This is a genomic window from Micromonospora sp. NPDC048040, assembly GCF_055587185.1.
This window is the reverse complement of sequence record NZ_JBVJGT010000050.1, coordinates 21,390-47,860: the sequence shown is the minus strand read 5'-3', so window position 1 is coordinate 47,860 and position 26,471 is coordinate 21,390. Positions and strand designations below refer to the sequence as shown.

Here is a 26,471-nt window from a genome sequence, read left to right as displayed (position 1 = left end):
CGAGCGCCTGCAGGACCGGCTGGACACCGTGTTCGGCCTTCTGGGAGTCGACGAACTCGACCTTCATCGCGACGGACGGTCCAACTCCGCCGCGAGTGGGATGCGCTTCTCCGGGTCGAGCCACTGGCCGCCGTCACCGTCGAGGTAGCAGCAGAGCAGTCGGTCTGACTCCGCTCCCAGGCGGGTGGACGCACGCCACTCCGGTGTCTCGGTGTGACTCAACGATTGCAGATCGGTCACATCAATGGGATCGGGTATGACACCTAATTCGGCCGTTCCGCGCACCGCCATGCCCTCGGCCCGGTATCTGTCATACTCCGCGCCTAGCGTCGGCTCGTGGCGGATTGACTGCGGCACATACACCGCCTCCACAAGGCCCTGCACCGCGTGAGGTACGGTGATCTTGTCGACCCCCGCCAGCCGAAGGTGCGTGGCCCGCAGCAGGTAGGGCGCGTACACGTCGCCCCAAGCAGCGGGCTTGACGTGATCGACACCGCCCGACCCACGCGGATCGAGGACCACGACCCGCGGCTGCTGGGCCCAGGGCGGCCTCGGCCTGACATGCCGATGGCATCAGCCGGCTCGCTGCAACAGCTGCGCCATCGGAGCCAGATCCGTCACCAGCAGGTCGAAGTCCAAGTCGAGTGACTGTTCGATCACCTGGGTGGCGACGACGATCGTCGACCGTGAACGGTCACCATCCCTACCCAACCGGCCCGTGATCTCCGCCGTGATCTCCTCCCGACGGCGAGCCGGAAACCGGGAATGCAGCAGCATCACGTCTACCCCGTGGGGCGCCCAGTCACGGAGCACGCAGTAGGTCTGCTGGGCATCGTTGACCGTGTTGCAGACCACGGCCGCACACCCGCCATGTTCCGCAACCGGTGTCAGCACTTGCCGTACGACAGCCCTGCGGTCGGCGGGATCGTTTACCGGCCCCTCGAGGTGACGAACTGGGCGTACGTCGAGCGTGAGCTCCATCGTCCTGCCCGACACCAGCGCATCCCGCGCCAGCGGTGAGATCGAAACGGGGTCGCACTCTCGGCTCGCTGGCACGAATGTCCAGCCCGGATACGGCACGGACGCCTTGGTCGGCTCGGTGCCCGCGCCTTCCTCGTACGCCCGCATGAGGGTCGCCGCCTGGGACGACGGCAACGTCGCCGACAGCAGGACGACTGGGCATCCGTACGCTCCCAGCCAGTTCAACAGGCGGCATAGCAGGGTGGTCATGTAGTCGTCGTAGGCGTGCGCCTCGTCAACCACGAACACCTTGCCTGAAAGGCCGAGTAGACGCAGCGCGTTGTGCTTGGTGGTCAGCGAGGCCAGCAGGGCCTGGTCGACGGTGCCCACGGCCATCGGGGCCAACAGTCCACGCTTGCGACCGCGCAGCCAATCCGTCGCCACCACCTCACGGCTTGGGTTGTCGGACACCACCACGCCGGGATCACTGAGGTCGGCAGCGGCGCGGGCCTCGTACTCGGCGTTCAGCCACGACATGCTGTGCAGCAGCGTGACCGGCGCCGGGCCCGCGGCCAGCTTGGCGGCGAATGCCCGCACCCGGCGGTACATCTCGTCAGAGGTCGCCATGGTTGGCAAGGCGAAGAAGAACCCGTGGGCCCCACATACCTCGGCCAACCTCCGGGCGGCCACCAACGCGGCTTCGGTCTTTCCGTCCCCCGTCGCCGCCGTCACGACCACCATCCCCGGACCGTCGACTACCGGCAGCAACTCATCGATGATCGACCGTTGAAGCGCGTTCGGGCGGTGCGGAAACAAATCCTCGAAGCCCACGGCCCGAAACGAGGGCGTCCCCAGTCCAGCGTTGTCGAGCAGGACAGCGACGGGCGCGGCCAGGGCCGCGAGGCGAGCCGAGACGACGGTGATGTCCGTGCGCTGCGGCACTCGTGACGACTGCTGGCGCAAGAAGTCTTCTTGGCTGGCCAGCCAATCGGCGAGGATCACGAGCCCCGTTACCAGCACACTGGCCGGCGCGCTGATCGCCGGCGGCGGCTTCGGCGAGCCCACCGCCTCATGCACCACCCGCACCAGGGCCGCACGCTGTCGTGCCCAACCGCCTTCACCCAGGTGCAACCGGCCGCCATGCGGACCACTGGTCTGCTGGAAACGGCCGTGGTGGCCGCCGACGACTTGAGCGATGCGGTATGCCAAGCGGCCGCTGGCTCGCCTGGCTGACTGCGGATATCCCAGGGGGTCGAGAAGGCCAGGCATGGCGAGTTGACCAGCGGTGTCGTGCCTGAGCGATCCGTCGCCTGCAGTGTCCTCATACGAACCGCTGCTCCGCAGCGCGCTGAACGCGGTCTCGTTCTGCTTCTGGAAGCCAGGCGTGGCCTTGCCGACGTCGTGCAGCCCTGCCCAGAACATCATCAACGACCTGGCGTGGGCATCGTCGGTGCCCAGCCCTCCCACAATGATCCTCCGCTGGTTCGGAGCCAGGTAACGATCCCACAGCGCCCCGGCAACGGCAGCAGTGTCGATCAAGTGCCAGAGCAGCGGGTACGGCACCTCGAGATGATTAGACTTGCCCCAGATTCCGGCATCGACTTCCTCGTGGTCGAAACCCAACCCGACCGCCTCCGTCCACATCCGCTCGTGAGGACGTCCGCATGCAACCACGGCCATACGACACTTCCGTCCGCTCGTTGCAGGACGGGGCATCGGGCGAATAAAGCCGCAGGTCGCGAAGTGTCCTCCCCACGCACGTGGGGGTGCTCCGGATTGGGGGGCGGCCCCCCCCCCTCGGTCCGTCGAGTCCTCCCCACGCACGTGGGGGTGCTCCGGATCCACTCGGCGCCTTGGACGACATCCGCCAGTCCTCCCCACGCACGTGGGGGTGCTCCGCAGCTCGCCATCACCGCCGTGATCGCGCTGGCGTCCTCCCCACGCACGTGGGGGTGCTCCTGTTCGTCATCGCGCGGGCCAGAGACGAGAACGGTCCTCCCCACGCACGTGGGGGTGCTCCGCTGCCGACGCTCGACCCGGCCGAGACGTGGACGTCCTCCCCACGCACGTGGGGGTGCTCCGTTCGACCGGCACATCCCTCTGGACCGCATCGGGTCCTCCCCACGCACGTGGGGGTGCTCCGTCGGCAATCGCCGTTGCCGCCGCCCAGGACCGGTCCTCCCCACGCACGTGGGGGTGCTCCGGCCGACCGGTGGGACTGCCCGCCGTGCAAGGCGTCCTCCCCACGCACGTGGGGGTGCTCCGATCGCCCGGCATGTCGGATGCGGAGATCGCTGCGTCCTCCCCACGCACGTGGGGGTGCTCCGCTCTGCGACTGCACGAGCGTCCCGGACCCGATGTCCTCCCCACGCACGTGGGGGGTGCACCTGGTCGAGGCCGACCGGCGCCTACCGCTGGACCTCGACGAGTCGGCCCACCGCGTTCTGCTGCGCACCCACCTGCTCACCTCGCCGCGAGCGGTCCTCGTTGAGGCACCCACGCCGGAGAACCTCGGGTGGTGCGACGGCCGCCCGCACGAGGTCATCGTCGCGTTGCATGCCACCGAGCCACCGCCCTGGCCGCCGCTACCCATACCGACCCCCGCCCGGGTCATCGGACGCGACCAGGGACAGAGCCCGGCCGCCGCCTCCCAGATCCTGCTCGCGAAACTGTACGGAGACATCCGCCGCCAGGATCTGCTCCTGGCTGAGCACCTGCCGCGGCTGATCGCCGAGTGGGACGCCCCGCCTGACTGGTGGTTCCTCCGGTTCCGCGACCCGGACCAGCACCTACGCCTGCGCATCGCGCTCCCCGACGCGTCCGCGTTCGGGCCGGCGGCCGAGCGTGTCAGCGCGTGGTCCGACGACCTGCGCCAGCGCGGCCTGCTGCGGGAGGTGCAATACGCCACCTCCTACCCGGAGACCGGCCGGTGGGGATCCGGCCCGCCGTGCGCCGCCGAGGCGGTGTTCATCGCCGACTCACACGCCGTACTCACGCAGCTGCGCCAAACGGTGCGCCCGAGCCGGCAGGCGCTGGTCGCCGCGCACACCGCGGCCATCGCCGTCGCCTACACCGGCAGCGTCGAAACCGGAATGCGCTGGCTGGTTGACCACGTACCCGCCACGGCACCCCAGCCGGTCCCCCCGGCCGCTGTTCCGCGAAGCTGTCCGCCTCGCCCAGCCCGGTGGCGACGCTGCGCGCGGTCGCCGGCGGCTCCGCCATCGTCGACGCCTGGAAGAACCGGGACGTCGCCCTCGCCGTCTACCGGACCCACCTACCCGGCCCACACACCGACGGCATCGACCCCCACGACGTCCTCGGCTCGCTCATGCATTCGCACTACATCAGAGCAGTCGGCATCGATTTCGACGACGAGGACCAGTGCCGATACCTCGCCCGGGCCGCCGCCATTGCCTACTTCGCCCGGAGCCGGTCATGAACCGGGCGTACGAGAGCCACGAGTTGGCCGTCGCGGTCGCCGACCTCCTCGCTCACCCCGACGATCCCAGCCTGCTGATCCACCAACCCTGGTGGCGGCAGTCGCTCGCCTTCGGCGTACCCGGCATCCCCCTGCTACACGTGGAGCTGGCAGCGGCAGGGCTAAGACCGTGACAACGCGCCCATCACTGGCTCACCGCCGCTACCAACCACCCGGTAACAGCGGGCCCCGACAGCCACCCCTTCTACGGCGCACCCGCGCTGGCGCACGTCCTGGCATGCGCTGCCGCCCACCAGCCCGGTTCGTACGCCCGCGCGCTGGATGGCCTCGACACGGCGATTGCCGCCGACGCGCGGCGCCGCGTGGCCGCCGCGCACGCCCGCATCGATGCCGGCGAGCTACCGGCCCTTGCGGAGTTCGACGCGATCCGAGGGCTCACCGGGATCGGGGCATACCTGCTGCGCCGACCGCCCGGCGAGAAGGAGCTTCGCACCGTACTCGAGTATCTGGTCCGCCTGACCACTCCCCTGCACCGCGACGGCGAGGTGCTGCCCGGCTCGTGGACCGGCAGTGGTCCCAACGGACGCGCCGATGACCGGTTCCCCGGCGGGCACGGCAACACCGGTGTGGCCCACGGCATCGCCGGGCCCCTGGCGCTCCTGGCACTCGCCGCCCTGAGGGCGAGGTCAACAGAGGCGTGCTCACCGAATTTCCCCAAGTCAGGCTGCCCGCCACGGCGATCCTCGTTCACTTGGCGGAAGGAACCGGCTCTCCGTGATCACGATAGGCATCGACCCGCACAAGTCCTCCTTGACCGCCGTCGCCCTCGACGAGACCGGTCACCTGCTGGCGACCAGGCGGATCACCGTCAACGCCGCCGCATACAAGACGCTGACCGACTGGGCCGCCCGCTGGCCGCAACGCCGCTTCGCTGTCGAAGGCGCCGCGGGCCTGGGGCGGGGTATCGCGCAACTGCTGGCCGCCGCCGCCGAGCACGTCGTCGACGTCCCAGCCACCCTGGCCGCTCGAGCTCGACTGCTGGACACCGGCGGCACCCGCAAGACCGACGCCGCGGACGCCGCCAGCGTCGCCCACGCCGCCATGCGGCACCAGCGGCTGCGCCACGTCGTCGCCGAGGACCATCACACCCGGCTGCGGCTGCTCTCCGAACGCCGTGACGACCTGGCTCGCGAACGCGTCCGGCTGCTCAACCGGCTTCACGTGCTGCTGCGTGATCTGATCCCCGGTGGCGCGGCGCTGGACCTCACCGCGGACAAGGCCACCGCGCTGCTACGCACGACCCGGCCGCTCACCGCCACCGACAGCTGCCGCGACCTGGCTCGTGAACTGATCGCGGACCTACGCCACCTGGACCGGCGCCTGCACACCAACCAGGCCCAGATCCGGCAGGTCCTGAGCGAGACTCACTCCACCATCACCGAAATCCGCGGCGTCGGACACATCATCGCCGCCAAGATCCTCGGCCACGTCGGCGAGGCCACCCGCTTCCCGACGGCCGACCACTTCGCCAGCTACGCCGGCACCTCGCCACTCGAGGCCTCCAGCGGCGAACGCCGCCGCCACCGACTCAACCCCACCGGCAACCGGCAACTCAACACCGCCCTGCACACCATCGCGCTCGTCCAAGCCCGCGACGAAGGCCCCGGCCGCGTCTACTACCAGCGCAAACTCAGCGAAGGGAAAACACCCGCCGAAGCCCGCCGCGCGCTCAAACGACGCCTCACCAACGTCCTCTACCGACACCTCATCAAAGATCAACTCAAACTCGCCACCAGCACGGGTTGACACAAAGAGGCGCTCTTGGCAGCTCAGCAGCGACCGCTGCCAGGCGCTGGCCACGCGGCTTGATGGAATGCGCCGACTGGGCGCTCACGATCGGCGGCAGATCAGCGCACCGGAAGCTGGTGGCGGCTTTGCCGGGTCTGGCGGTTCCTCTACAATGGCGAAGGCTGCGGGTGAGCGTCCGCTAACGCCTCAGAGATCGGATGCTTGCACCGATAAGCATATTGCGGCCCAGAAGGGATGCCTGTCGCCGCGAGGGTTGCACCGCAGACCGAACAGTGTGTCGCCATCCAAAGTCTGTGGACACTGCGCGCAAAGCTTCGCCCCTCCGCATCGGAAAGCGTTTGAGCCCATTCATTGAAATGTGCACCAGCCGTATTGCGCAGGACATACAAGTCATTAATGCGATTGGCTGGCTCTTTTAGATCCGACGGGAGACTCGCCTTGCGTAAGGCACTATACACCGGTGGCCATATTGCCTCCAAGGTGTAGCGATCCCCCTCCATGCGGGTGATGCTGACACGCATAGAAGCCGACAAGATATCGGAGAGTTCTTCCAATGCCTTGCCGGCGTAGCCGACCAGCACGTCAGCCTCGGAGTTCTTGATTTGTTGCTCAAGTTGCGCTGGCGTACCGAAGTAGCCTTGGCGGACCACTGGTCCGCTCTCTGGCGACCAAGCGACCACGCGTAGCGTTTTGAGGGAAAACCCTTGACGACGGGCCTTATCTTCGATCAGACGGGCCCAGAGCCTGTCGTGTACCGTTATGACTAGCTGCCATTTCTTGAAGTTGCCGCCGAACATGTAAGCGAGCACTGCGGTCCGATGCACCGTATCGACGCTCTGCCACACGTCATCAAGCACGAGGACCGGCACTTGTCCGCGTTTAGCGCAGGCGCGCGCCACCTCGAGCATGAGAAGAAGCGCAAGTAAATCCAATGCACCTTCGCTCAGAACTTGTCGAGGATCGACATCATGTCCTGACGTCAAGGAGCAAGTGAGCTGCAGTCCCCCCTCCTCGTCGCCAACTGCCATCACGATTCCTAGGATATGTGGCAGCTCGGCGATACGCAGAAACGCGGCAGTGACCTCATTACTGATCTCAGCTAGCAACATCGGCAATTCGCTTGCGATAACAGGCGGAAGTTCGCCTGGCGTTCCTCCCGCCGCCTTGGTGGCCGCCTCCAGCTGCTCTCGCAAATCGTGCCTCGCTTCTAGAGCCGCCGCAAGATCGGAGTTTGCCCGCTGGATATAATGCGGGAGTCTTCTAATCGCTTTCAACCTTTGCGGAGATGACGCGCCATAAGGTGTCGATCCGGTCGGGGTCGCATAAGCCGGCCACTGACGGGCTCGCCATTGATAAAACGCGACGCGGTCGCTAACTGGAATGTCAGAAATGGGAACGTCGGCGGCCACAGCCAGGGCAATTTGCGCTTTCAGGATCGCAGTCTCCGCTACACCAACAGCCACCGCCAGCCGCTCCGCCTCCAGAGCATGATATCCAGCATGACGGTACTCACTCCGGAGATAATCGAAGAAGAATCGCATTCGCTCTCGATCTTCGAGTCTCCAGAACGCATCGATATCCGCTCTGCTGATAGTTACGGGCGCCAAATGAAAGCCGGGCACAAGCTCTCGCCCCAGATGTTTGCCCTGACTTGACGGCTGCGGCCGCCCTCTTTGATAACGCTTCCCTCCCACTTCGACGACCACGTTCGGCCGACTCGCTAAATGCAGCAGGTTCCGAGCTTCTCGCTTGACTTTTGTGCCAGCATTCCCTCGCCGACTGACCCTACCCCGGAGCGCGAACTCAATAGCATCCACGATGCTGGTCTTTCCCGTTCCATTGTCTCCCAGGATTAGGAGACTCGTAGGCCTACCATCTCGGTCAGCGAAATTGATAGTCAGGCTATCTGCAACGCCACGGAAAGACTGAATTTCAAGTGTCGAGATCTTCGATGCGGTCAGACGTTGGGGCTTCGTTTCAACATTCGGCTGGACAGCACCCCGGCCCTGGCTTACTTCTCGAGGTTGATTCGCCATCGTCGCATCATATCTGTCCACCGCTGCGAGGCAGAAGGCATCGGCCCTCGCCTTCGCCCCACTTTCAAAACGTTCGTGGATGCTCCTCGTGGTCCGGAGGATCAACTTCTGTGCCAGCAGTACCTCGTCGCGCCCTATCGTCGGCAGAAGAGGATGGCCCGAACCACGACGGGCGCGGTCGAATGAGAACTGCGGCTGCAACAATGAGCCCCCGAATCTCGTTGCCCGTCAGGCTGAGCTACGACGGGCGCGGTCGAATGAGAACTGCGGCTGCAACTCCTCGAACTCTGCGCAGCCTCGCGGAACACGCTCGCGGCCGTTCGGGTCTGGAGGATCGCGACCTGGATCATCCGGAGGCGCCAACTTGCAGCGAGGTACCTTCGCCTGGTTGCTGCAGCACAGCACATGGACGCTCGTCGACCAGCTGACCGTCGGCCGGGACGCCCTTGGCAGTCAGCAGGGCGATGATCTAGGGCGCGAGGGCGGCTTCACCGGCGCGGTGACCGTGGGGCCAGGCTTCACCAAGGAGTTTGATCGGCATCAGCAATGGTTCGCTTCGGTGCGGTCGATGTCAGACCGACCTCCGCACCGCCGCAAGACCACAGGCCACCAGGAATGTGACCGCCATCAGTCCGATCCGTAGCCAGGGCACGTCGCGGGTCGGCCGTACGCCGATCGACACCGCCAAGGCCAGCTGTGCCAGCAGAGTCAGGCAGATGACGACGCTGAGCGACCGGTAGGTGTTTCCGAATTCGGACCAGAACATCCAGGTGCCGTAGACGGCGGGGACGACCATCAGCAGGCTCAGGCCGATCAACGGGACGGCCAATCTCCATCGCATGCGGGCGTTCACCGCCGCTCCTCCCGGCCCTCGCTGGTGGCACCGCCCAGAGGCTCCGCCTCACCGGTCAGCGCCGCGCCCGCGTCACGAAGCTGCTGCGCCTGCCGCTCCCATGCGGCGCGCTCGTCCCGCGTCAGGGCGTCGCGCTCGTGCAGCGACGCCGTGAAGGCGTCGTCCAGCGCGCGGCCGTGCCAGGAGAACGTCGCCGCCGTGCGCAGGTCCGCCTCGCCGCGCAGGACGGTGCGAGCCAGGGAACCCAGCGGGTCGTCGCCGCCGCGGCTTCTGGCGAGGGTCGTCAGGACCGCGCGGGCCAGTGGCTGGCGGTGGATCTCGTCGGTCATGGCCTATCCCTGTTGTCCGGGGTGCTGGTAGGGCTTGAGGTCAGGAAGCGCGGCGACGGCCGCGCCAGCCTGGATCATGCCAATGGTGCCGGCGATGCCCTTGAAGGTGGCCTCAGCGTTGCCGTAGAAGGTCGAAATCTCGTTGTAGAGGTCGTACGCCTGCCACGCGTAGTAGGCGGCCACGCCGTAACCGAGGACTGGCCCAACCCCCGTCTCGATCGTCGCCGTGCCCACGGCCGCGGCCAGATTGATGACGATCAGGACGTCGATGAGTTTGGCGGTCAGGCCACTGACCACGTCGAAGAGATGCTTGGCAGCCTCGGCGGCCTTGGTGTAGAGGTCGGCGTACTGGTCGCAGATCGGGTGCAGGGCCATGGCGGCATTGCCGAGCGTGAGCTGGAACTCCTGCTCGGCCTCCGCGGCCCGGCCGCGCCAGACTTCCGGTACGTCGCCAGCGGTGGTGACGAGGTTGCGGCCGACATCGAGCAGCGCGTTTCCGATGATCCGCCACGCCGCGGCGCAGTGGATGTAGGCGTCCCAGTCGCCGCTGAGCTGCTTGCTCCAGCTCTCGAACGGGTCGTGCCCGAACAGCCACACGCTGACCTGGCGCAGCCAGGCAGCAGGGCTGATCAGATCCGCGAGAGGGTTGATCTTCCACATCTCGACCGGGGTCGCGTAATTGGGGGGCACGAGGTGTTTGGTCGGCTCGGCTACATCAGCGAACGCAGACCGGGGCGCGGTGGGCCACAGATCGGGACGGCCGGTGCTGAGTGCGGCCCACATCGCCGCCGGGTCTTTCGCGCCCGGATAGGTCCGGTCGAGCCGACCTGCCGACTCCGCATCGGAGGTGGCGTAGGCGCGCTGGGCCAGGTTGATCTGGGTGGCGGCGCTCCGACTGACCGTCTGCAGCCGCTCCAGCCCCTGCGTCATCCGGTCGTACACCAGCTTGTGCGGGCTGGCGAAGATGACCAGCAGACCTTCCTCGGCGAAGGTCAGGTCGCAATGCCGCTTGACGTACGCGAGCGTGTCGCCGACGTCGCCCGACGCCCGGTGCAGCACGTTGTACAGCCCGTTCAGGCTGCCTGGATCTACGTAGAAGCCGCTCATGTTCCCCCGTTGAACGTCGTTCGGCTCTTGTGAGAACACGAACCGTACTGGACTGTGATCAACAGCGTCAATGAACACTTCGGCGCACAGTCACCCACCCGACACGAGGTGTATCGCGGAGAGGCCGGGGGCCTCCTCAGGCCATGCGAGATCTCGCCTCATGTGTCGAACTGGGACCAGCTGGGCGCTTGGCACGGGCCCGCGAGACCCGCAGGATGGCGTTCGGCCCTGCTCGGGCTCATCGCGTTCGGCGACGACCGTGCCCCGACACTGCATCGGTCCCTGCTCGGGTCGGCGTCTGAGCCATCGGAGCTCTTGGGCGTGGTGGGTGGGGAAACGCCCGAGCCGCGGTCCCTGGGCCGCCGTTGTCTGGCTGATGCCGCTGCGCCAGCCCCCGACTCAAGTCCTGCACCACATCGTCATCGTCGACGGCCGGTCGCCACCGCTCGGCAGCACGGAAAATGAGCGAGCCGGCTGGACGCGCCAAGGGCATCTCGGCCTTGACGAACAGCTCGCCCCGCTGAAGGGCAACGGACAGCCCCCGGTGGAGAGTGTCCGCCAGGAACGGAAGCTCGGAGCTGAGGCGTACGACCTGCTTGTCCCCCAGCTGCGCACGCTCCTTACGGCCGACCGCCGCCTGTGACCGCGCCCAGCGCAGGAATTCTGCCAGCTCAGAGGCGGCGTCTCGGGCTGCACCGGCCGGCGGGGTGGCCCGCAGGTCGGCGGCCGCGATCGCCGACTGCCGCCAACCACCCACCATCGTGGCGCACCGTCGCTGACCAGGATGTGCACGGCGAGTCCGAGCTGAGTTCCGAGCTGAAGATGTGCACCGTGACCTGCCCAGGGTTCTGCCACATCCAGCTCCGCGCGGCGGCCGCGGCCCCGACCGCATCGTCGGTGGTACGGACGCTGGGCGCGGGGGTTCTCGGCCTCGTTGCGGATCCGCCAGCTCGTGCGGTAGACGGGTTCGATCTTCAGCGTCGACCAGAAACTCTTGCGAGGTGCACCTGCCCATAGGGTGTGGTCAGAACGAGATACTCGCCGCCAGCAGCCGTCACAAGACGCTGACCCGCCGCCGGGGCGAGGGCCGGTACCGTATCCCGCCGACCGGTTCGGACACCAACCGGACTACCGGGCGGCGGGCCGGACCACGAGTTGGCTCACCTGCGGCAGCCGGACGCCGAGATCCCGCGACCGGCCGGTCGCCGCGTCGACGGCGGCGAGTTGCCCGTCCAGTCCGGTGACGAACAGCCACTTGCCGTCCGGGGACCAGACCACGGACCCCGGACTGGCCTCCACCGGCAGGTCCAGCACACGAACGGCACCCGAGCGCAGATTCAACAAATGGACCCGGGGCGCGCCGGTGGCGTTCGTGGCTATCAGGGCGGCCATCCGACCGTCGCCGGAGATCGCTCCGCGGTCGAAGGCGGTGATCTCGGCCGGCAGCGTGACCGCCCGCCGGGCACCGCCGGGGTGTGAGATCAGCACGCCCGCGCACCGCAGACGCTCGTCGCACTCCCGGGCCAGCCAGTGACGCGGGCCGACGGCCACCAGGTCGCCCGTGGTGATCCGGCGGACCCCATCGGGACGGATGGTGTAGACCCCGCCGGTCGCGGTGATCGCCGGATAACCGGCCCCGTCCGGCTGGGCGAAGGGGCTGACCCCCGCGGGCAGGGCGATCTCCACACCGGTGGCCCTGCCGTCGAACCGGGCCAACAGTATCCTGGGCCGCACGCTGTTACCGTCGGACACCCACACCGACTCCGGATCCGGCCCGGGCAGCATCGCCCCGGACCGGTCAAGGTCGTTGGTCGTTTCCGTCGACGGCTGGCCGTCGGGCACCCGGTAGCCCTCCACCGCGTCGAGGGGACGGATGACCACCCCGTCCGGGGAGAGCAGGAAGCTGACCGGGCCGGTGCTCCGCAGGTCCCGCACCGGGGTGATGCTTACCCGGCCCCGCGCGAACTCGATCCGGACCACCGCGTCCGGCCCCCGGCCGTACAGTTGCCAACCGCCGGTGATCCCGAGCAGGGGCCGGCCGACCTCAGTGACCGTCGGTGGCGCTCCGGTCGTGGCTGGCCCCGGGGTGGCCGGGGCGGTGGCCTCGGGCGCCGACGACGCGGCCGGCGGCGACGGCGACCGGCTCGCCGAGGGCGGATCCCGGTCGGCCCCGGTACGCGCGTACACGGCCAACCCGACCCCGGCGGCCAGCACCAATGGCAGCCACTTCGGCCACCGCCGCCAGCGGGGTGCGGCGTCATCGCGGATCGAGCCGCCGATCTCGATGATGTCGCCCCGCGCCGGCCGGTCCTGGTCCCCCGTCATCCTGACATCATCCACCTCGAACATTCACGGCCCCGCATCCGGCTACCGCCCGGCCTCCGAACCGCCCGGCATGGATTCCTGGTGCCTCGATGTTTGACGGCTCTTCGAAGTTCAGTGGTTTGAGGTGTCCGCGGTGGCGTCGGGTGGTGGCGGTGCGGCTGCGTATGCGCTGGTTCTCCGGTTGCGAGAGGCGTAGGCGTCGCGGGCGATCGTTTTGATGACGCGGTTGGTGTCTTCTCTGAGCCTGAGTTGGTGATGCCGGTATGCAGGAACGCGTGGGATCTGCGGCCACCAGGCCTCGATCGTGGTGGCGAGGCGGTGGAGTTCGGGCAGGTCGGAGGCGGCGCAGCGGGCATAGATGCGGTGCAGCAGCCGGTGGACGTGTTCCCGGTCGGGGTGGGTGCGGGCGGTCACGAGCAGGTCGAGCAGGTCCTCTTCGCGCGGTCGGGATCGGGGTGCCGATGGCGGTGGGCGGGGCGTCGAGGGTGTCGACTAGCCCGTGTTTCGTAAGGGCCTGCTGGGCGGTGAGAAGAGCCGGCGTGGCGGTGATCGATAAGAGAGGAGGTCTCTGGTAGATCGGTTAGCGACCAAGCAAACCGAAGGCCGACCGGAGACCTCGTGGCCAGGGTAGCGGCAGCGAGGCGGCACGATCTCACCAACGCTTAGTGGGCGGAGCCGGAGGCAGGCTCGGCGACACAAGCGGTTGAAGCGTGACTTTCGTCAGTGGATGGCCGTCTCTGACCGCCGCGTGGAGCGATAGGAATTCGCCGGCGAGGTCGTTCATCCGGGAGTGGTTCGGCCGGTGGCAAGACCTGCAGGCACGGTATCGGGAATCCGTCGGCCCCTTGCTGTGCCCGGAGGCCAGGCGAATCCCGCAACCATCGGCTCTGCGTTCGACTGGATGGTGCGCGTCATGGTGCATCCCCCGCCCAGAACTGCGCTTGGCATTGATCGGCGTACGTATACCCTCTGCACGGCAGGCGGTCCACGACCTGGCGCTCGTGCTCGGCTACGGGGACAGCGACGGCAGCGGCGGCGTGGGCACTGCCCGGTTCAGCGGGCCGGTCGCAGGTAGCGAGGCCGACAGTCAGCTCCTCGCCCGCGCTTGCTGGGCGCTGGCGCTGCTGACCGACCTATACCGCGTCGGTCCCGCAGCAGGATCCCCGGCGATGGCCCTGGCGTCAAGATCCATCACGGCCGAGAAGCTACTTGATCTCGCGTCACCCGAAGCTGTCGAGGAGCTCCGAGCTCTGCGCGCCTCCGCCGAGCGAGTCATCCTGCCGTCCCTTGCGGCACGGCGTGGCGCTTGGGCGCTCGGGCCAACCTTCGCGGGATCATCCCTGATGAACGCCGACGCCGATCTGACTGCCGCCGGCCTAGTGCTCGAACTCAAGACGGGCCTCGGTAGCAAGCGCCGCGACGGAACGCGACGATCATCGCTGGAGGCACCCACCATCATGCAGCTGCTCGGCTACGTACTGCTCGAGTTCGCCGACGAGTTCGCCATCGAGACCGTCGGTGTCTACAACGCCCGTTACGCACACCTGGCGGCATGGTGCCTACCAGAACTCCTGGCCGAGCTGGCAGGCCGGCCCGTCGACCTCAAGAAGGAACGTGTGGCCTTCCACCAGCTGCCCGCCACCGCAGTTGCATGATCCGGAGGGGACCAAGCCCGGCACGAGGACGTAGTCGAGAAAGAATCACCCACGCCGGCCAGGAAAACCGACCGGTGGCAGCACGGTGGCGGGCTGCGGCAGTGACGACGACGACGCTGGTGCCGCAGGTGGCCGGTCGGTTGCCTTGCCTGGTTCGCAGGCGGTGAGCAGGACGCGCCCGAGGATGCCCGCCACGAGACGGGCGGGAGCGGTCAGTCGTCCCTGACCATCGGTATGTTGGTTCCTCACTGGTGGCTGGGGTGTGCGGGAACGCGGGTTGGGATCGGCGCCGGACTATGGGGGCGGTCCGGCACTGATCGGCGTGCCCAGGTGGATCACGGGTTGTGAGGAGGTGCGATCGTCGGACGGACCGGACGAGCGTTTCGGATCAGCGGCCAGAGCTTCGGTCCGCTGGGCAGGTTCAGGGGTAGGGCCGCGTGGTATCCCTGCTCGCGGAGCATGTCCCTGGCGCCCTCGGTCGTGACCACGGTGTAGATCGGCCATCCGGTGTCGTCGACGACCTGGTGGTGTCGGCGCAGCAGCTCGCTGGCGAGGCCGCGGCCTCGAAAGGACGGGTGCACGGCCAGCCAGGACAGCCAATGATGCGGCGCCGAGGACCTGTAGCTGTCGATGGCTGAGTTCAGGGCCGCGAGGCGGGGTGCTGCGCTGCCGGCAAAGGTCGGCAGGTGGTGTTGCCCGAACGTCCGGAGACCGCTGTTCGGATCGTGCCGTCGCCACACCGAGACCGCCGAGAGGTTCAGCGCTACGTCAACGCCGCCGGTTTCGACGGCGTGGTCGACGTCGACCGCGAGGAGGCGGTGCAGGACGACGACCCGCTCGGCGGCGTCGGGCACCAACCACTCGATGACGGGGTCACGGTCGAGTGCGCCGGCCAGTAGCACGGTGATGGCGGCGACGTCGCGTGGTTTCGCCGCGCGGATGGTCGTGTCCAGGGTGGGGCCGTTCACAGTGGCCGCCTTGCCGGGAACGCTTCTGCCGGGAACCGCGCGGGGACGCCTCCGTTCGGTTGGCCTCGCCACATGCGCCAGATCGTCGGTCCGTCGGTCGGTAGTTGCATCGGTGGGCCTTGGCGGTAGCCGAGGCGCCGGTACAGGTCTCGGTTGCGGGTGTTGCTGGCCTCCAGGTACGCCGCCCGGTTCGCCGCATCCAGCGCCTGGTGGGCACTGTTGAGCAGTGCCGTTCCGACGCCGCGGTTTTGTTGGCGGGGGGCGACGGCGACGTAGGCGAGGTAGTCGTGTGGGACATGCGGGTGGTGTGTTTCGAACAGGGCGTCGAGTAGCAGGAATCTGGGCGCGTATTTGCCGGTGGCCTGCTCCACCTCGTAGTACATGGCGGTTGATCCCGCCGGCGGAGCCTCGTTGCGGGTGTACCAGATCGCGACGGCTGACCGGTCGGTGGTGGTGTCCACGCGTCCGTGTTGGAGTCCGTGGTGGAAGACGAGTGTGAAGTACCGGAAGTAGACCGCGCGGCGGTCGTCGAGGTTGGGGATGAGCCAGTCGGCGACGGGTCCGTCGAGGAACGCCTCGACCAGGACGGTGATGAGTTCGCCGGCGTCGTCGGGTGTGGCCTGGCGGATGCTGATGGTGTTGGTCGGTGGCATCGTCACTCCTGGTCAGACCGGCTGGCGGGTGGCGTCGGGGGTGCGCACCGGTGCGGTGGCGCTTTCCGCGCCGAGTCCGATCGCCTGGAATATGTCTGGGCGGGTGGCGCGTAGGGTCAGTGCCCAGGCGGTTCCGGCGAGTGCGAAGAGGCCGTAGGTGGCGGGGAACCACCAGCGCAACGGGGATGTGGCGGCGACGCCGAGGAGGACGTCGAATTCCTGGATGGTGACGGCGAGGATCGCGGTCAGGGCGGCGGTGGCGGCCAGCGGCGCGATCGCGGTGCGCCACGGGCCGTCGTGGTGGGGGGTGCGGGCGAAGAACGCGACCACGGCGGCGGAGGTGACGGTCATCAGGATCAGAACGCCGAGGCCGCCGGTGACGGTGATCCAGAAGAACAGATGCACGATGGGGTCAGCGTTGGCTACCGCGTAGCTGGCGAGGACGGCTACCGCGATGCTGCTTTGGACGATGGAGCCGGCTTTCGGTGCGCCGGTGCGGCGGCTCGTGCGTCCCAGCCACGCGGGCAGGACTCGTTCGCGTCCGAGTGCGAACAGGTAGCGGGCGACGGTGTGGTGGAACGCCAGGAGTGCGGCGAAGAGGCTGGTGATGAACAGGACCCGGCCGATGGTGACGATACCGTCGCCGAGGTGGGGCGAGACGAGGTTGAAGATGAGGTCGGTGCCGTCGGTGCGGGCGGCGTCGACGATGGTGTCGGGGCCGGTGGCGACGGACATCGCCCACGCGGACAGCCCGTAGAGCAGACCGATGATCGCGACGGCCAGGTACGTGGCTCGCGGTACGGTGCGGCGTGGGTCCTTGGTCTCCTCGGCGAACACCACGGTGCCTTCGAAGCCGACGAATCCGGTGATGGCGGTGACCAGGGCGGCGCCGATGCCGGCGGCGAAGATGTGCGACGGGGCGAGGGTGCCGAAGCTGATACCGCCAGGGGCGGGGTTGGTGACCATGACGGCGTCGAAGACGAGGGCGACGGCGCACTCGGCGATGAGCACGACCGCTAGGACCTTGCCGTTGAGGTCGATGCGTAGGAGCCCGAGGATGGTCACGGTCGCCCAGGCGGCGAGGGCGCACAGCCACCAGGTGCTGTTCCAGCCGTAGCGGTCCTGGAGAAACTGGGCCAGTACCGCGCCGAATCCGCCGTAGAGGCCGATCTGCATAGCGTTGTAGGCGAGCAGCGCGACGAAGGCGGCGGCGACGCCGGCCGGCCGGCCGAGGCCCCGGGTGACGTAGGTGTAGAAGGCGCCGGCGTTGACGATGCGGCGGGACATGGCCACGTAGCCGACAGCGAACAGGGCCAGGATGGCGGCGACGACGAGATAGGACACGGGTATACCGACGACGCCGGTGACGGCGTACCCGGTGGTCGCGCCGCCAGCGACAACAGTGAGCGGCGCTGCCGCCGCGATCACGAAGAACACGACCGACGGGATACCAAGCCGGCCCCGGGCGAGAACGGCGGAGACAGTGTCCGGTCTGTGGTGAGGCATTGGATCTCTTTCGACGAGGGGGATGGAGGGGGGCAACTACGCTCAGGTGCGGTGGCTCAGGACGCTGCCGCCGACGGCGCTGCCGAGGTCGGCGAAGAGGTCGCGCAGTGGTGGCCGGGACTGTTCGACCACCTGACGTAGGTGGGCGCGGACGGCCAGCGTCGCGCCGTCCAGCAGGGCGGTGTCCAGTTGGGTGTGTAGCGTCAGACCGGCGAGGGCCTGGTCGAAGGCGTTGAGCCGACGGGCGTTACGCAGTTCGATCGACAGCCGAGCCCACGACCAGGCGGCGGTGTTCATGTCGGCGGGCACGTAGACGATGCGCTGGCGCCACAGCCGGCCGACCTGCCGCTGGTCGAGAAGCCCGCGCTGCCACATGCGGGTAGTGACCTGCTCGCAGGCGGTGGCGGCCAGGAACGCCAGCCACGTGCGGGTGTCGGTGTGGTGCGGCTCAGCGATCAGCCGGTCGAGTACCAGGTGTTGCAGCCAGTCCCCCGGGGGCCCGGTTTGGAGCACCCGGATGTGTCCGCGGGCGAAGGTGATCCGGCCCTCATAGTGCAGCTCGGCGAGCAGCGCAGCGGCCAGACCGTGAGCTAGCGCGGACTCGTAGAGGCGCGGACGGCCGGTCTGGTCATCGTGGGCCATGAACCAGAACTCGTCGCCAATCATCATCGGTCTGGTGGGCGCGGTGCCTACGGCGCGTACGGGACGCTGCGGCTCGGCGGCCTGAACATTGGCGGGCGGAGCAGCGTCGTCGTCGGCTGCGCCGGGATGTGTGTGCACGACGGCTGGCCTTCCTGGGTCAGTTGTCGAGGGCGGTCGCAGCGGGCGGGGCCTCTGCGTGGCGGCCAGGGTGGCGGGCGAGTTCCTGTTGCGCCCAGGCGTTCTGCTCGCAGCTGCCGTCCGGCTGGCAGTGGAAACAGGTGCTGCCGTCGGCGTGCTGCTTTTCGGTCATCCGCGCGGACGCGTACCTGTCGGCCGGGCCGCACGGCTCATCACTGCGGCTCATGTCGCGCTCGCGTACCGGCGTAGGGCGGCAAGGCGGACCCGCAGCTCCATGCACGGCAGGTACTCGTCGGTGCTCGGGTAGAGGCACTCGGGGCGGTGACCGACCACCCATACCCACTCGTCGCTGAGGTGCGCCAAGTCGGTGCGGAGCCTGACGACAACGACGTCGACCGCGCTGCCGGGCGTGAGGTCCCGGCCAAGGGACCAGTCGTCGCTGCCGAGCTGCAGGAGGGTGCCTGAGACGACCTGCGGGATCGGGGGCGCCGGGTTCACGCCAACCGCCCCTTCCGTCGGCGTGGCTCCAGCCACCGGCGCGGCTGCCGCGACGGTTGCTGGTCGAGCAAGACCCAGAACGCGCGGTTGGTCTCGGCGAGTTCCTGGACGGTTTGCTCGTCGGGTTCACCCGGGGTGCGGTTCCAGCCGCTGCGGCCCTCGAACAACGTGGCCGCGCCTTCGCAGTCGATGCCGAAAGGGCTGTAGGTCACGCCGTCGCCGGCGGGAGCGAACCACTTGCGCCGCATCGGCGCTACCTCCTTCACTGGGTTGCACTGCCGGGCCTCCCCGGCTCAGACGCGCACCCCGACCGGTTGGGTGCAGGGATCGTCCGCACGGGGCCCGGAGGGACTAGCGAGCGGCAGGTGTGGCCATTCGCCCGTCACATCGACAACAAGGACGAAAGCCGGTGCGCTCGGGGAAGCAACGCGCCGGCGCATCCAGACTGGCCGGGGAGGCGGATGGATGGAATGTCCTGCTGGTGCACCGCCGGTGCACCTGCTGTCACCCGAGGTGCCGCTACGATCACCAGGCAGGCGACTGTCCGTGTCGGGAGGACGTGCATGGCTGCGGTGACGACCTGGACCGGTCGGGAGGCGAACGCACTGCGCCATGCCTTGCGGATGAGCGTCACCGCCTTCGCCGAGCACCTGGGCGCGGCCCGGCGGACGGTGGCCAAGTGGAGCAGCCAGGGCGACAGCGTCCTCCCGCGCGCCGACATGCAGGCCGCGCTGGACACCGTGCTCGCCCGGGCCACCTCCGACGTACGCGAACGTTTCGAGGCCCTACGGATGACGGGCACCAGCGGTGCACCTATCAGCACCACACCGCCGTACACCGGCGCGGACGCTGATACTGGAGGTGACGGAGACGGCGGCTCGGGCTCGGATGGTGACGTGCGACGGAGAGATCTTCTGCGCAAAGCTGCGGTCGGCGTCGCCGCTGCGCCAAGCGTCGCGCCATTACTCGACGCGCTCGTCTCGCCGCGACATCCACCTGCGGCGGTGCTGTCCGTCCAGCAGCTTGCCCGCGACGTGGCCGCCGTCAAGCGCGACTACCAGGCCTGTCGCTACGAGCGTGTCCTCGACCATCTCGTCACGCTGCTACCGGCCCTCGAACCCGCCGGGGCCAGCGCGGAAGGCGAGCATCAGACGCAGGTCAGCGTCTTGGCGTCCGAGCTGTACCACGTCGTCGGGAGTGTGCTGCTCAAGGTGGGTGACCGAGGGATGGCCCTGGTCGCGGCCGAGCGAAGCACCCGCGCCGCGGCGGCGAGTCAGGACCCGGTGGCCGTCGCCGCGAGCGCACGGATCATGACCCACGCCCTGATGAGCAACGGCCACGACGCCCAAGCGGTGACCCTCGCGGGGAACGCGGCCGGCGTACTCGACCGGGACACCCGCCTCGCGTCGACCGACGCGATCGCGGTGTATGGCGCCCTCGTCCTTCGGGGTGCCGTCGCTGCAGCCCGTCGAGACGACCGGGACACCGCACACGCCATGCTCGACGAGGCGATGCGCGCCGCAGCTCGACTCGGCTACGACGGCAACGACCGGTGGACCGGCTTTGGCGCCACCAACATCCTGCTGCACCAGGTCAACATCACACTGACCCTCGGCGACGCCGGAACCGCCATCGCGCTCGCCCGCACCGTGCCCCTGAACAAGGTGGCGCTTGCCGAGCGCAGAGCCACGCTGTACGTCGACGTCGCCCGTGCCTACACCCAGTGGGGCCGCCACGAGCACGGCCTGAACGCGCTGCGCACGGCGTACGAGGTAGCACCCGAGGAGATTCGCTGCCGTCCAGCGGTCCAGCGCATCGCCGGCGCCCTCGCTCTCCTTGCCAGGGGCTCGGTCCGCACGGCCGTCGTCGACTTCGCCCAGACGGCCGGGATCCCACTGTGACCGGGGGGCACCTGCAGATCGTGGTCTGCGGCGCTGGCCCCGCCGCCGACGTAACCAGGCTGGTCAGCGCCGCGCAGGAGCATACATGGACTGCGGCGGTCACCGCCACGCCCAACGCGACGAGCTTCATGGACGTGCCGGCCATCGAGGAGCTGACCGGTGCCCCCGTGCGATCCAGCTATCGGGCATCCCCCGGCACCCGCCGCTCGCTGCCCGCCGCCGACGCTCTGGTCATCGCACCCGCGACATATAATTCGATCAACAAAATCGCCCTCGGCCTGGCCGACAACTACGCAATGACCTCAGTCGCCGAGCTCATCGGACGACAGGTGTCGACCGTCGTCGTCCCGTTCGTCAATGCCGCCCTCGCCACCCGGCTGCCCTTCCGCCGCGCTGTGGCCAGCCTCCGCGACGAGGGAGTACACGTCCTGCTCGGTCCCGAAGACGGATGGGAACCACACCCACCCGGCAGCGGAACTGACCGGCAGCGCGCCTTCCCCTGGGCGACGGCATTCGAGACAGCGGCCAGACGTGCCCACGAAGCACAGACTTGAAGCAATGCGCCACCAGCGCTGGTAACCCGACTCAGACGAGCCGGCTCGTGTAGCCCGCCGCCACCAGACGACCGAAGGCCAACCGCACCTCCTATCGACCAGGACGGGCTACATAGCACCGGCTTCCGCCGCCGCAAGCGCAGCCTCACATGGCCAGCCTGCCGCGGTGGCGGGCTGGACCGGAACGTCGCGCCGAATGGCGAGGGCGCTCCGGGGGGATGTCCGGGTCGGCGGCCGGGGCGCCGACCCGGACATCCCCGCGAAGGCCGCTAGCGCACCGGCTCCCGCCACCGCCGCCTCCCCCAACACATCCCGACGTCGCATCGCTCTCTCCTCACCTCGCCCAGCCCGATCGGTTCGCCACCGAGGCTGGCTACACCTGGCGCTGCTGGGCCGCCCGCGGGCGCCTGGACTGATCAGTCGTGAATGAGACGGACCTGCCAGGAGGTGCTCGCACAGCCGGCCTCGGCGTCGGTGACCTCGGCCACCCCGGACCCGTCGACCCGCTCGACGACGTAGTCGTCGAGCTGATGGAACCGGGCCAGTTCGTCGGCCGCGGTCCCATCGAGGCGGCCGGCGACGAAGATGTCTTCGGGATCGAGAGTGTCCAGCACCTCGGCGAGGGTGTCCACGCCGTCATCCGGATGATCGTCCGGCCGCCGCCAGATCTCGGGCGCCTCACCAGCCGTCCCGGCGGCTGTGGCGGCCACGGCCGCCAGCGCGCCGTCGAGCAGCGACACCCGCAGCTGCTCGGCGTCGGCGCCGACCAGGGAACGGGGCAGGACGATCCGCGTGGTGTCCGGGCCAGCGACGTCCGTCAGCACGCGATCGCCGTCACCCGTCACTACCTCGAGGGTGAGGTCCCGCGACAGCGTCACGCTGACGATGCTGCCCAGCACGGTGAACCAATGCTCGACCGCCGCCACTGCTTCCCGCAGGTCCCCCGCCGCCGTCCGGTTCAGACCCTCCGACCCAACCCGCCAGCTCACCCGCCCTGCCTGACCACCCATACCCGTACCCCTTCCTTTCCGCCCGCCCGCACCTCGAACTCCTGCACCACCTCGCCGAGCGCCCGGACGACGACCTCCCGGTCGCGCCGTACCGCGAACGTCGCCGGCACGGTCGCGGCGAGCACCAACTGGTCCGGCTTCATCCGATCCATCGCCTCTCGGACCCGGCCAGCGGTCACCGTGGCACCGGCGGGCCGGGCGGCGGGCGGCACGAAGAGGTCCACCAGTTCCGGCCGCCCCGGGTCGGAACGCGGGGCGCGTACCGGGGGCGCTCCGAGGCGCTGCTCCACGCCGACGGCCTCCAACGCGCCCAGCAGCGCCCGGAACAACCGGACCGCGAGTAGTCCGTCACCGGACACGTCGAACCACGCCACCGGTACCCGCACCAGGTAGCCGATTTCCTGGCGCCGCCCTGGCCGCGCGTCCGCACGTGCTTGACGGACGGCTCCGCTTCGGTGTGCACGGTGACGTCGAGGCGAAGGTAGCTGCGGGCCGGGAAGGAACGCCGCAGCCACTTCGCGCCGTCGACCACCCGTTGCAGCGCCGCCTCGGCGAAGGCGGCGAGGTTGTGTACCCGGGCGTCGTACCCCGCGACGTCCACGCCGAAATCGCGTGGCGCGTCGCGGGGCTGAACGGACAACCAGAAGGTCATGGAGGCTGACCCTACTGGCAGGACCTGGCCATGCCCGGCGGGCGCACGTTGTAGCGACGCACGTAGCTCAGGCAGCTGCGGTACTCCCAATATCCGGGCGTGGTAGCGGGTGGGAAACCTCTTGATCTTCCGGATCCGGCAGTTCCGGTAACCCGCCTTGACGCACTTGTACCGACTAACGCTGGCCCGAACGAGGGGCGGCCAGGCACTGGTGATGCCGTACATGTAGACCCGTTCGCGACCCCGCGAATCGGTGTAGTTAATCTGATAACCCCAGCTGCGGCCCCGATACCTGTTGCTGTTGCTGTTGCTGTTGCGGTTGCGGTTGCTCGACGAGCCCTTGGAACGGGCCGGTGGCCGACCCGCGATCTTCTTGATCCGCTTGTTCCGGGCGGCCGTCCTGGCCGCGGCGCGCTGCGCCAGCCGTTTCGCCACGTATCGGGCTGCCAACCGACCGCCGATACCGACGAGGATGGGCACACACACCGGGCAACGCCCATCCAGGTCCGTGACGTTGACCGGGTCCTGATTGGCGTAGTCGTAGTCGTTCGCCGAACCACCCTGCACCGGGTCGACGGACAGGAAGCGGCCGGTGTGCGGGTTGTACAGGCGGACACCCATCAGGATGACGTCGTCGAGGGCGTCACCGGAGCGTTGCTTGCCGCCCAGCCAGCCGTACCGCTGGTCGGCCTGCCCCGCCACCGGCACGCCGAACTCCTCGTAGTCCAGCAGTTCGGGTTCGGTGAGGGCGGGGTCGATGGTGACGTTGACGTCGCCGTGCAGCCCCACCGGGTGCAGCCGTACGTCGCCGGTGGCCGAGGTGGTCGCCGCCAGGTCGCCGTCCGGGCCGGACACGTTCCGGGTGACGGTGCCCTGGGCGTCCTCCACCACCCAGTGGACCTCGTCGGAGTCGTCGCCGTAGTGGTTCACCTTGGTGGTGGCGGCACCCCAGGTGTCGTCGATCAGCGTCTCGGTGGTGAAGGTGCGGAAACGCTGCGCCGGGTCCAGCATCCACGTCTAGCGCGCGTCTCCGAACTGCTGCCGCTGCACCAGGTCGTTGACGTGGAAGGTGTTGGTCAGGCCGCTGGGCATTCGGGCCGTCCGGCCGAACGCGTCGTACTCGTACCCGGCGTCCGTCATCCGGTCGGCGGTGTCGTAACTGTGACCGCTCTGCGCCTCGACCGTCGTCTCCTGACAGGCTCCCTCCGCGTCGGGCGCGTACCGGCTCAGGGAGGTGCGGTTGCTGCGCCCGTCGTAGTCGTAGACGCGGGTCACACAGCCGCCGGTGATGGGGCTGTCGTGGCGGGTGCGGACCAGCCGGCCTGCCCGGTCGTAGCCGTACTCCTTGCTGCCGCCGGTGTAGGCGTGGTCCACCCACTGGCCGGCGACGTTCTCGGTCACCGCCTCGGTGAAGACCACCTCACCGTCGGAGTCGCGGGTGTACGTCCGCTCGACCGGCTTACAACTCCTAACTCTTTGAGCGTTGGAGTCGGCGCCAGCAGATGATGGCGCAAGCGAGGGTGAGGAAGGCTTCGTGGATGTCGTCGCGGATCTCCCAGCGGATTCGTAGGCGGCGGAACCAGTGCAGCAAGGCGACCGTTTGCTCGACAACCCACCGTCGGGCGCCGAGTCCGGAGCCGTACGTGGGCCTCGTCGTTCATTACGTCGCTCGCCCAGGTTCCTGGCAGCCACGAGAGGCGCTGGGGCCCGCGCGGACGTCCTGAGACGACGCGTCGCCGTGACGGTGGAGGCCACCGCCACGGCGACGCTGCGGCGTCAGTCGCGGATCGACTCGCTCAGCACCCGACCCTGCGCGCCCGACGGCGGCTGGATGCCGAGCAGCGCGGCGATCGTCGGGGCGATGTCGACGTGGTTCGGGTCAACGGGGCGCACACCGGGCAGGACGCCGGCGCCGGAGAGCACCAGCGGGATGTGCAGCTCGGTCGTGGCGCCGTGACGGCCGGCGACGCCGCCCGCCGGGTCGCCGCCGATCGACCAGCCGGGCTCCGGCTCGATGACGAGCTCACCGAAGCGGGGGCTCATGTGCATCGCCTGCTGGGCGACATTGTCGAACACCTGCCTCACGTGCGGGGTCGCCTCGAGCGCGGCCTTGATCTTCGCGACCGCCTGCGGGTCGTTCTTCGCGGCGCCGACCATGTGCAGGCTGCCGATGCCGCCGACGACGATGACGGCGTCGGTGTCGGGCTTGGGCGTCTTGCCGGTCCCGAGGAGCTCGGCCTTGTAGCCGGCCTTGGCGATCGCGTCGATCATCTGCGTGCCGAAGCCCTTGGTGAACGTGGTCATGCCGTGGTCGCCGGTGATGACGAAGGTGGTGCGACCGAAGATGTCGGCGTCCTTGGTGGCCTGCACGATCCGGCCGATCTGGGCGTCGATATCCGCCAGAGCGCCCGGGATCCGCGGGTCGTGGTCGCCACCCTCGTGGCCGATCGCGTCGAGCGCGTCGCAGTAGACCGCCATGAGGTCGGGGATCTTCGGGGCCGTGACCATGGTGGCGCCGCTCTTGACAGGCTCGCCCTTGATCACCTTCACGATGTCGTCGACGCGACGCGAGCAGTCACCGCCGGGCTGGGTGTAGATGCCCTCCGGGTCGCCGTACGCCGTCCCGTGGTTCTGCACGATGAACCACTGCGACGACATCACAGTCCCGCCCTGGGCGCGGACCGCCTCCGCGATGGTGGGCACCGCGAGATCGCGCTCCTGGCCGCGGGCGGTGTGCGACACCGGGTCGTAGACGTAGGCGGTGTTGAGGTGCCGCTCCGGCCAGGCGCCGGTCGCGATCGAGGACCAGGACGGGTTGGTGATCGACTGCATGACGCCGTTCGACTCGGTGACGCTGCCACGCTTGACGAGCTGGTCGATGTTGGGCGTCGACACCTCGCCCAGGTAGTCGTAGTCGAAGCCGTCGAGGCCGATGAGGATCACGTGGTCGGCCGCCGGCGCCGCCTGCGCCGGTAGGGAGTCCGGCACGGCGGCGTACGCCGGCAGCGAGGTGAGCAGAGGGAGGGCGAGGGCCGCGGTGAGGTGGCCCAGGGTGCGGAGAGTTCGGATCATGGTGTGCACTGAATCGGGTCGGGTTGGCGCCCCCGTGAGCCCAAGGTGGCGACGTCGTAAGCGTGCAACGTGGTTTCGCGTCGTTCACACCTCGTCGCCCGGGGAGCTTCGCCGGGCGCCCGGTCGGCAGGCCGCGGGCCTGCTTGCCCGCGCGGGCGCCGGCGGCACGCTCCAGCCGGAGCCGCCCAGCGGATCAAGGACGGTGCGATCCCCGAGCAAGTCGCGCGCGTGCCGGCGAGCACTGGCGCGGCTGGCGACGGCACGTCGGCTGGGTGGAGGCGCTTGTGGCCGGCGCGGCGAGCCCGCGCGGATCTTCCAGCGGCGTCCGGCCACCGACACGAGAACGTTGAGCGCGACCGTTGTG

At 68.8% G+C, this 26,471-nt stretch carries 27 protein-coding genes, 4 pseudogenes and 1 CRISPR repeat array; of the genes and pseudogenes, 9 read left to right on the top strand and 22 right to left on the bottom strand.

What is annotated here, in order from left to right; translation table 11 throughout:
- Positions 1-63 precede the first annotated feature (63 nt).
- Together ACZ6O2_RS29630 and cas3 are read right to left on the bottom strand one after the other, a co-directional pair.
- Positions 64-522, bottom strand: a complete 459-nt coding sequence (locus tag ACZ6O2_RS29630) for a hypothetical protein (protein WP_466025157.1) — start codon at positions 520-522, stop codon at positions 64-66.
- Between the two features lie 51 nt (positions 523-573).
- On the bottom strand, positions 574-2,583 hold the full coding sequence (gene cas3 / locus ACZ6O2_RS29625; RefSeq protein ID WP_466025156.1) for a CRISPR-associated helicase Cas3': 2,010 nt from the start codon (positions 2,581-2,583) through the stop codon (positions 574-576).
- Positions 2,584-2,705: 122 nt separating this feature from the next.
- Positions 2,706-3,287: a CRISPR direct-repeat array (repeat unit 29 nt; unit sequence GTCCTCCCCACGCACGTGGGGGTGCTCCG).
- A 30-nt stretch (positions 3,288-3,317) separates the two neighbouring features.
- Here cas3 and ACZ6O2_RS29620 point away from each other — a divergent pair.
- From ACZ6O2_RS29620 to ACZ6O2_RS29600, 5 genes and pseudogenes are all read left to right on the top strand, one after another.
- Positions 3,318-4,034, top strand: a pseudogene (locus tag ACZ6O2_RS29620) (thiopeptide-type bacteriocin biosynthesis protein); the annotation flags it as partial.
- A 110-nt stretch (positions 4,035-4,144) separates the two neighbouring features.
- Positions 4,145-4,399, top strand: a complete 255-nt coding sequence (locus tag ACZ6O2_RS29615) for a hypothetical protein (protein ID WP_466025155.1) — start codon at positions 4,145-4,147, stop codon at positions 4,397-4,399.
- A complete protein-coding gene (locus ACZ6O2_RS29610; protein WP_466025154.1) occupies positions 4,396-4,572 on the top strand; it encodes a hypothetical protein in 177 nt (58 codons plus the stop codon). The genes ACZ6O2_RS29615 and ACZ6O2_RS29610 overlap by 4 nt, the downstream gene beginning before the upstream one ends.
- Positions 4,573-4,587: 15 nt before the next feature.
- Positions 4,588-5,079 (top strand): annotated as a pseudogene (locus ACZ6O2_RS29605) (lanthionine synthetase LanC family protein); the annotation flags it as partial.
- A gap of 94 nt (positions 5,080-5,173) precedes the next feature.
- Positions 5,174-6,205, top strand: coding sequence for an IS110 family RNA-guided transposase (locus ACZ6O2_RS29600; RefSeq protein WP_466025153.1), 1,032 nt, complete (start codon positions 5,174-5,176; stop codon positions 6,203-6,205).
- A 149-nt stretch (positions 6,206-6,354) separates the two neighbouring features.
- Here the strand turns inward: ACZ6O2_RS29600 and ACZ6O2_RS29595 are convergent, their stop codons facing one another.
- The 5 genes and pseudogenes from ACZ6O2_RS29595 to ACZ6O2_RS29575 all read right to left on the bottom strand — a co-directional run bounded on the left by ACZ6O2_RS29595 (position 6,355) and on the right by ACZ6O2_RS29575 (position 10,533).
- The gene (locus ACZ6O2_RS29595; protein ID WP_466025159.1) at positions 6,355-7,749 is read right to left on the bottom strand and encodes a hypothetical protein; all 1,395 of its coding nucleotides are present in this window, start codon (positions 7,747-7,749) and stop codon (positions 6,355-6,357) included.
- 228 nt (positions 7,750-7,977) lie between these two features.
- A pseudogene (locus tag ACZ6O2_RS29590) lies at positions 7,978-8,244 on the bottom strand (AAA family ATPase); the annotation flags it as partial.
- Between the two features lie 571 nt (positions 8,245-8,815).
- On the bottom strand, positions 8,816-9,097 hold the full coding sequence (locus ACZ6O2_RS29585; protein WP_466025152.1) for a hypothetical protein: 282 nt from the start codon (positions 9,095-9,097) through the stop codon (positions 8,816-8,818).
- The gene (locus ACZ6O2_RS29580) at positions 9,094-9,426 is read right to left on the bottom strand and encodes a hypothetical protein (protein WP_466025151.1); all 333 of its coding nucleotides are present in this window, start codon (positions 9,424-9,426) and stop codon (positions 9,094-9,096) included. Before ACZ6O2_RS29580 ends, ACZ6O2_RS29585 begins: the two co-directional genes overlap by 4 nt.
- A 3-nt stretch (positions 9,427-9,429) precedes the next feature.
- The gene (locus tag ACZ6O2_RS29575; protein WP_466025150.1) at positions 9,430-10,533 is read right to left on the bottom strand and encodes a hypothetical protein; all 1,104 of its coding nucleotides are present in this window, start codon (positions 10,531-10,533) and stop codon (positions 9,430-9,432) included.
- Positions 10,534-10,909: 376 nt separating this feature from the next.
- Between ACZ6O2_RS29575 and ACZ6O2_RS29570 the strand changes: the two genes are divergently transcribed.
- Positions 10,910-11,176, top strand: coding sequence for a hypothetical protein (locus tag ACZ6O2_RS29570; RefSeq protein ID WP_466025149.1), 267 nt, complete (start codon positions 10,910-10,912; stop codon positions 11,174-11,176).
- Positions 11,177-11,661: 485 nt separating this feature from the next.
- On the opposite strand, the gene ACZ6O2_RS29565 is transcribed toward ACZ6O2_RS29570, so the two are convergent.
- Entirely contained in the window at positions 11,662-12,858 is a 1,197-nt protein-coding gene (locus tag ACZ6O2_RS29565) for a hypothetical protein (RefSeq protein ID WP_466025148.1), read from the bottom strand.
- Between the two features lie 111 nt (positions 12,859-12,969).
- Positions 12,970-13,272 (bottom strand): transposase, encoded by a 303-nt coding sequence (locus ACZ6O2_RS29560; RefSeq protein ID WP_466025147.1) that lies wholly within the window; start codon positions 13,270-13,272, stop codon positions 12,970-12,972.
- 527 nt (positions 13,273-13,799) lie between these two features.
- On the opposite strand from ACZ6O2_RS29560, the gene ACZ6O2_RS29555 reads away from it, so the two are divergent.
- Positions 13,800-14,513 carry a hypothetical protein gene (locus tag ACZ6O2_RS29555; RefSeq protein WP_466025146.1) on the top strand — a complete coding sequence of 238 codons (714 nt, stop codon included), beginning with the start codon at positions 13,800-13,802 and terminating at the stop codon, positions 14,511-14,513.
- A gap of 335 nt (positions 14,514-14,848) precedes the next feature.
- Here ACZ6O2_RS29555 and ACZ6O2_RS29550 read toward each other — a convergent pair whose 3' ends face one another.
- The 7 genes from ACZ6O2_RS29550 to ACZ6O2_RS29520 all read right to left on the bottom strand — a co-directional run bounded on the left by ACZ6O2_RS29550 (position 14,849) and on the right by ACZ6O2_RS29520 (position 19,166).
- The gene (locus tag ACZ6O2_RS29550) at positions 14,849-15,367 is read right to left on the bottom strand and encodes a GNAT family N-acetyltransferase (protein WP_466025145.1); all 519 of its coding nucleotides are present in this window, start codon (positions 15,365-15,367) and stop codon (positions 14,849-14,851) included.
- A 110-nt stretch (positions 15,368-15,477) separates the two neighbouring features.
- Positions 15,478-16,134: a GNAT family N-acetyltransferase gene (locus tag ACZ6O2_RS29545; RefSeq protein ID WP_466025144.1), complete on the bottom strand. Its 657-nt coding sequence runs from the start codon at positions 16,132-16,134 to the stop codon at positions 15,478-15,480.
- 12 nt (positions 16,135-16,146) lie between these two features.
- Positions 16,147-17,640 (bottom strand): APC family permease, encoded by a 1,494-nt coding sequence (locus ACZ6O2_RS29540; protein ID WP_466025143.1) that lies wholly within the window; start codon positions 17,638-17,640, stop codon positions 16,147-16,149.
- Positions 17,641-17,682: 42 nt separating this feature from the next.
- A complete protein-coding gene (locus ACZ6O2_RS29535) occupies positions 17,683-18,306 on the bottom strand; it encodes a GOLPH3/VPS74 family protein (RefSeq protein WP_466025142.1) in 624 nt (207 codons plus the stop codon).
- Between the two features lie 133 nt (positions 18,307-18,439).
- Positions 18,440-18,646, bottom strand: coding sequence for a hypothetical protein (locus ACZ6O2_RS29530; RefSeq protein WP_350712002.1), 207 nt, complete (start codon positions 18,644-18,646; stop codon positions 18,440-18,442).
- On the bottom strand, positions 18,643-18,918 hold the full coding sequence (locus ACZ6O2_RS29525) for a hypothetical protein (RefSeq protein ID WP_350712003.1): 276 nt from the start codon (positions 18,916-18,918) through the stop codon (positions 18,643-18,645). The genes ACZ6O2_RS29530 and ACZ6O2_RS29525 overlap by 4 nt, the downstream gene beginning before the upstream one ends.
- Positions 18,915-19,166 (bottom strand): hypothetical protein, encoded by a 252-nt coding sequence (locus ACZ6O2_RS29520; RefSeq protein WP_350712004.1) that lies wholly within the window; start codon positions 19,164-19,166, stop codon positions 18,915-18,917. Before ACZ6O2_RS29520 ends, ACZ6O2_RS29525 begins: the two co-directional genes overlap by 4 nt.
- Positions 19,167-19,481: 315 nt before the next feature.
- On the opposite strand from ACZ6O2_RS29520, the gene ACZ6O2_RS29515 reads away from it, so the two are divergent.
- Positions 19,482-20,819 carry a hypothetical protein gene (locus ACZ6O2_RS29515; RefSeq protein ID WP_466025158.1) on the top strand — a complete coding sequence of 446 codons (1,338 nt, stop codon included), beginning with the start codon at positions 19,482-19,484 and terminating at the stop codon, positions 20,817-20,819.
- The gene (locus ACZ6O2_RS29510; protein ID WP_466025141.1) at positions 20,816-21,373 is read left to right on the top strand and encodes a flavoprotein; all 558 of its coding nucleotides are present in this window, start codon (positions 20,816-20,818) and stop codon (positions 21,371-21,373) included. Before ACZ6O2_RS29515 ends, ACZ6O2_RS29510 begins: the two co-directional genes overlap by 4 nt.
- Positions 21,374-21,789: 416 nt before the next feature.
- Here the strand turns inward: ACZ6O2_RS29510 and ACZ6O2_RS29505 are convergent, their stop codons facing one another.
- The 6 genes and pseudogenes from ACZ6O2_RS29505 to ACZ6O2_RS29480 all read right to left on the bottom strand — a co-directional run bounded on the left by ACZ6O2_RS29505 (position 21,790) and on the right by ACZ6O2_RS29480 (position 26,107).
- Entirely contained in the window at positions 21,790-22,362 is a 573-nt protein-coding gene (locus tag ACZ6O2_RS29505; RefSeq protein WP_466025140.1) for a hypothetical protein, read from the bottom strand.
- The gene (locus ACZ6O2_RS29500) at positions 22,359-22,535 is read right to left on the bottom strand and encodes a hypothetical protein (RefSeq protein WP_466025139.1); all 177 of its coding nucleotides are present in this window, start codon (positions 22,533-22,535) and stop codon (positions 22,359-22,361) included. Before ACZ6O2_RS29500 ends, ACZ6O2_RS29505 begins: the two co-directional genes overlap by 4 nt.
- Before the next feature lie 23 nt (positions 22,536-22,558).
- A complete protein-coding gene (locus ACZ6O2_RS29495; RefSeq protein WP_466025138.1) occupies positions 22,559-24,046 on the bottom strand; it encodes an RHS repeat-associated core domain-containing protein in 1,488 nt (495 codons plus the stop codon).
- Positions 24,047-24,052: 6 nt separating this feature from the next.
- On the bottom strand, positions 24,053-24,454 hold the full coding sequence (locus ACZ6O2_RS29490; RefSeq protein ID WP_466025137.1) for a hypothetical protein: 402 nt from the start codon (positions 24,452-24,454) through the stop codon (positions 24,053-24,055).
- A 49-nt stretch (positions 24,455-24,503) separates the two neighbouring features.
- Positions 24,504-24,686, bottom strand: a pseudogene (locus ACZ6O2_RS29485) (transposase); the annotation flags it as partial.
- A 125-nt stretch (positions 24,687-24,811) separates the two neighbouring features.
- Positions 24,812-26,107 (bottom strand): alkaline phosphatase family protein, encoded by a 1,296-nt coding sequence (locus tag ACZ6O2_RS29480; protein WP_466025136.1) that lies wholly within the window; start codon positions 26,105-26,107, stop codon positions 24,812-24,814.
- Positions 26,108-26,471: the final 364 nt, after the last annotated feature.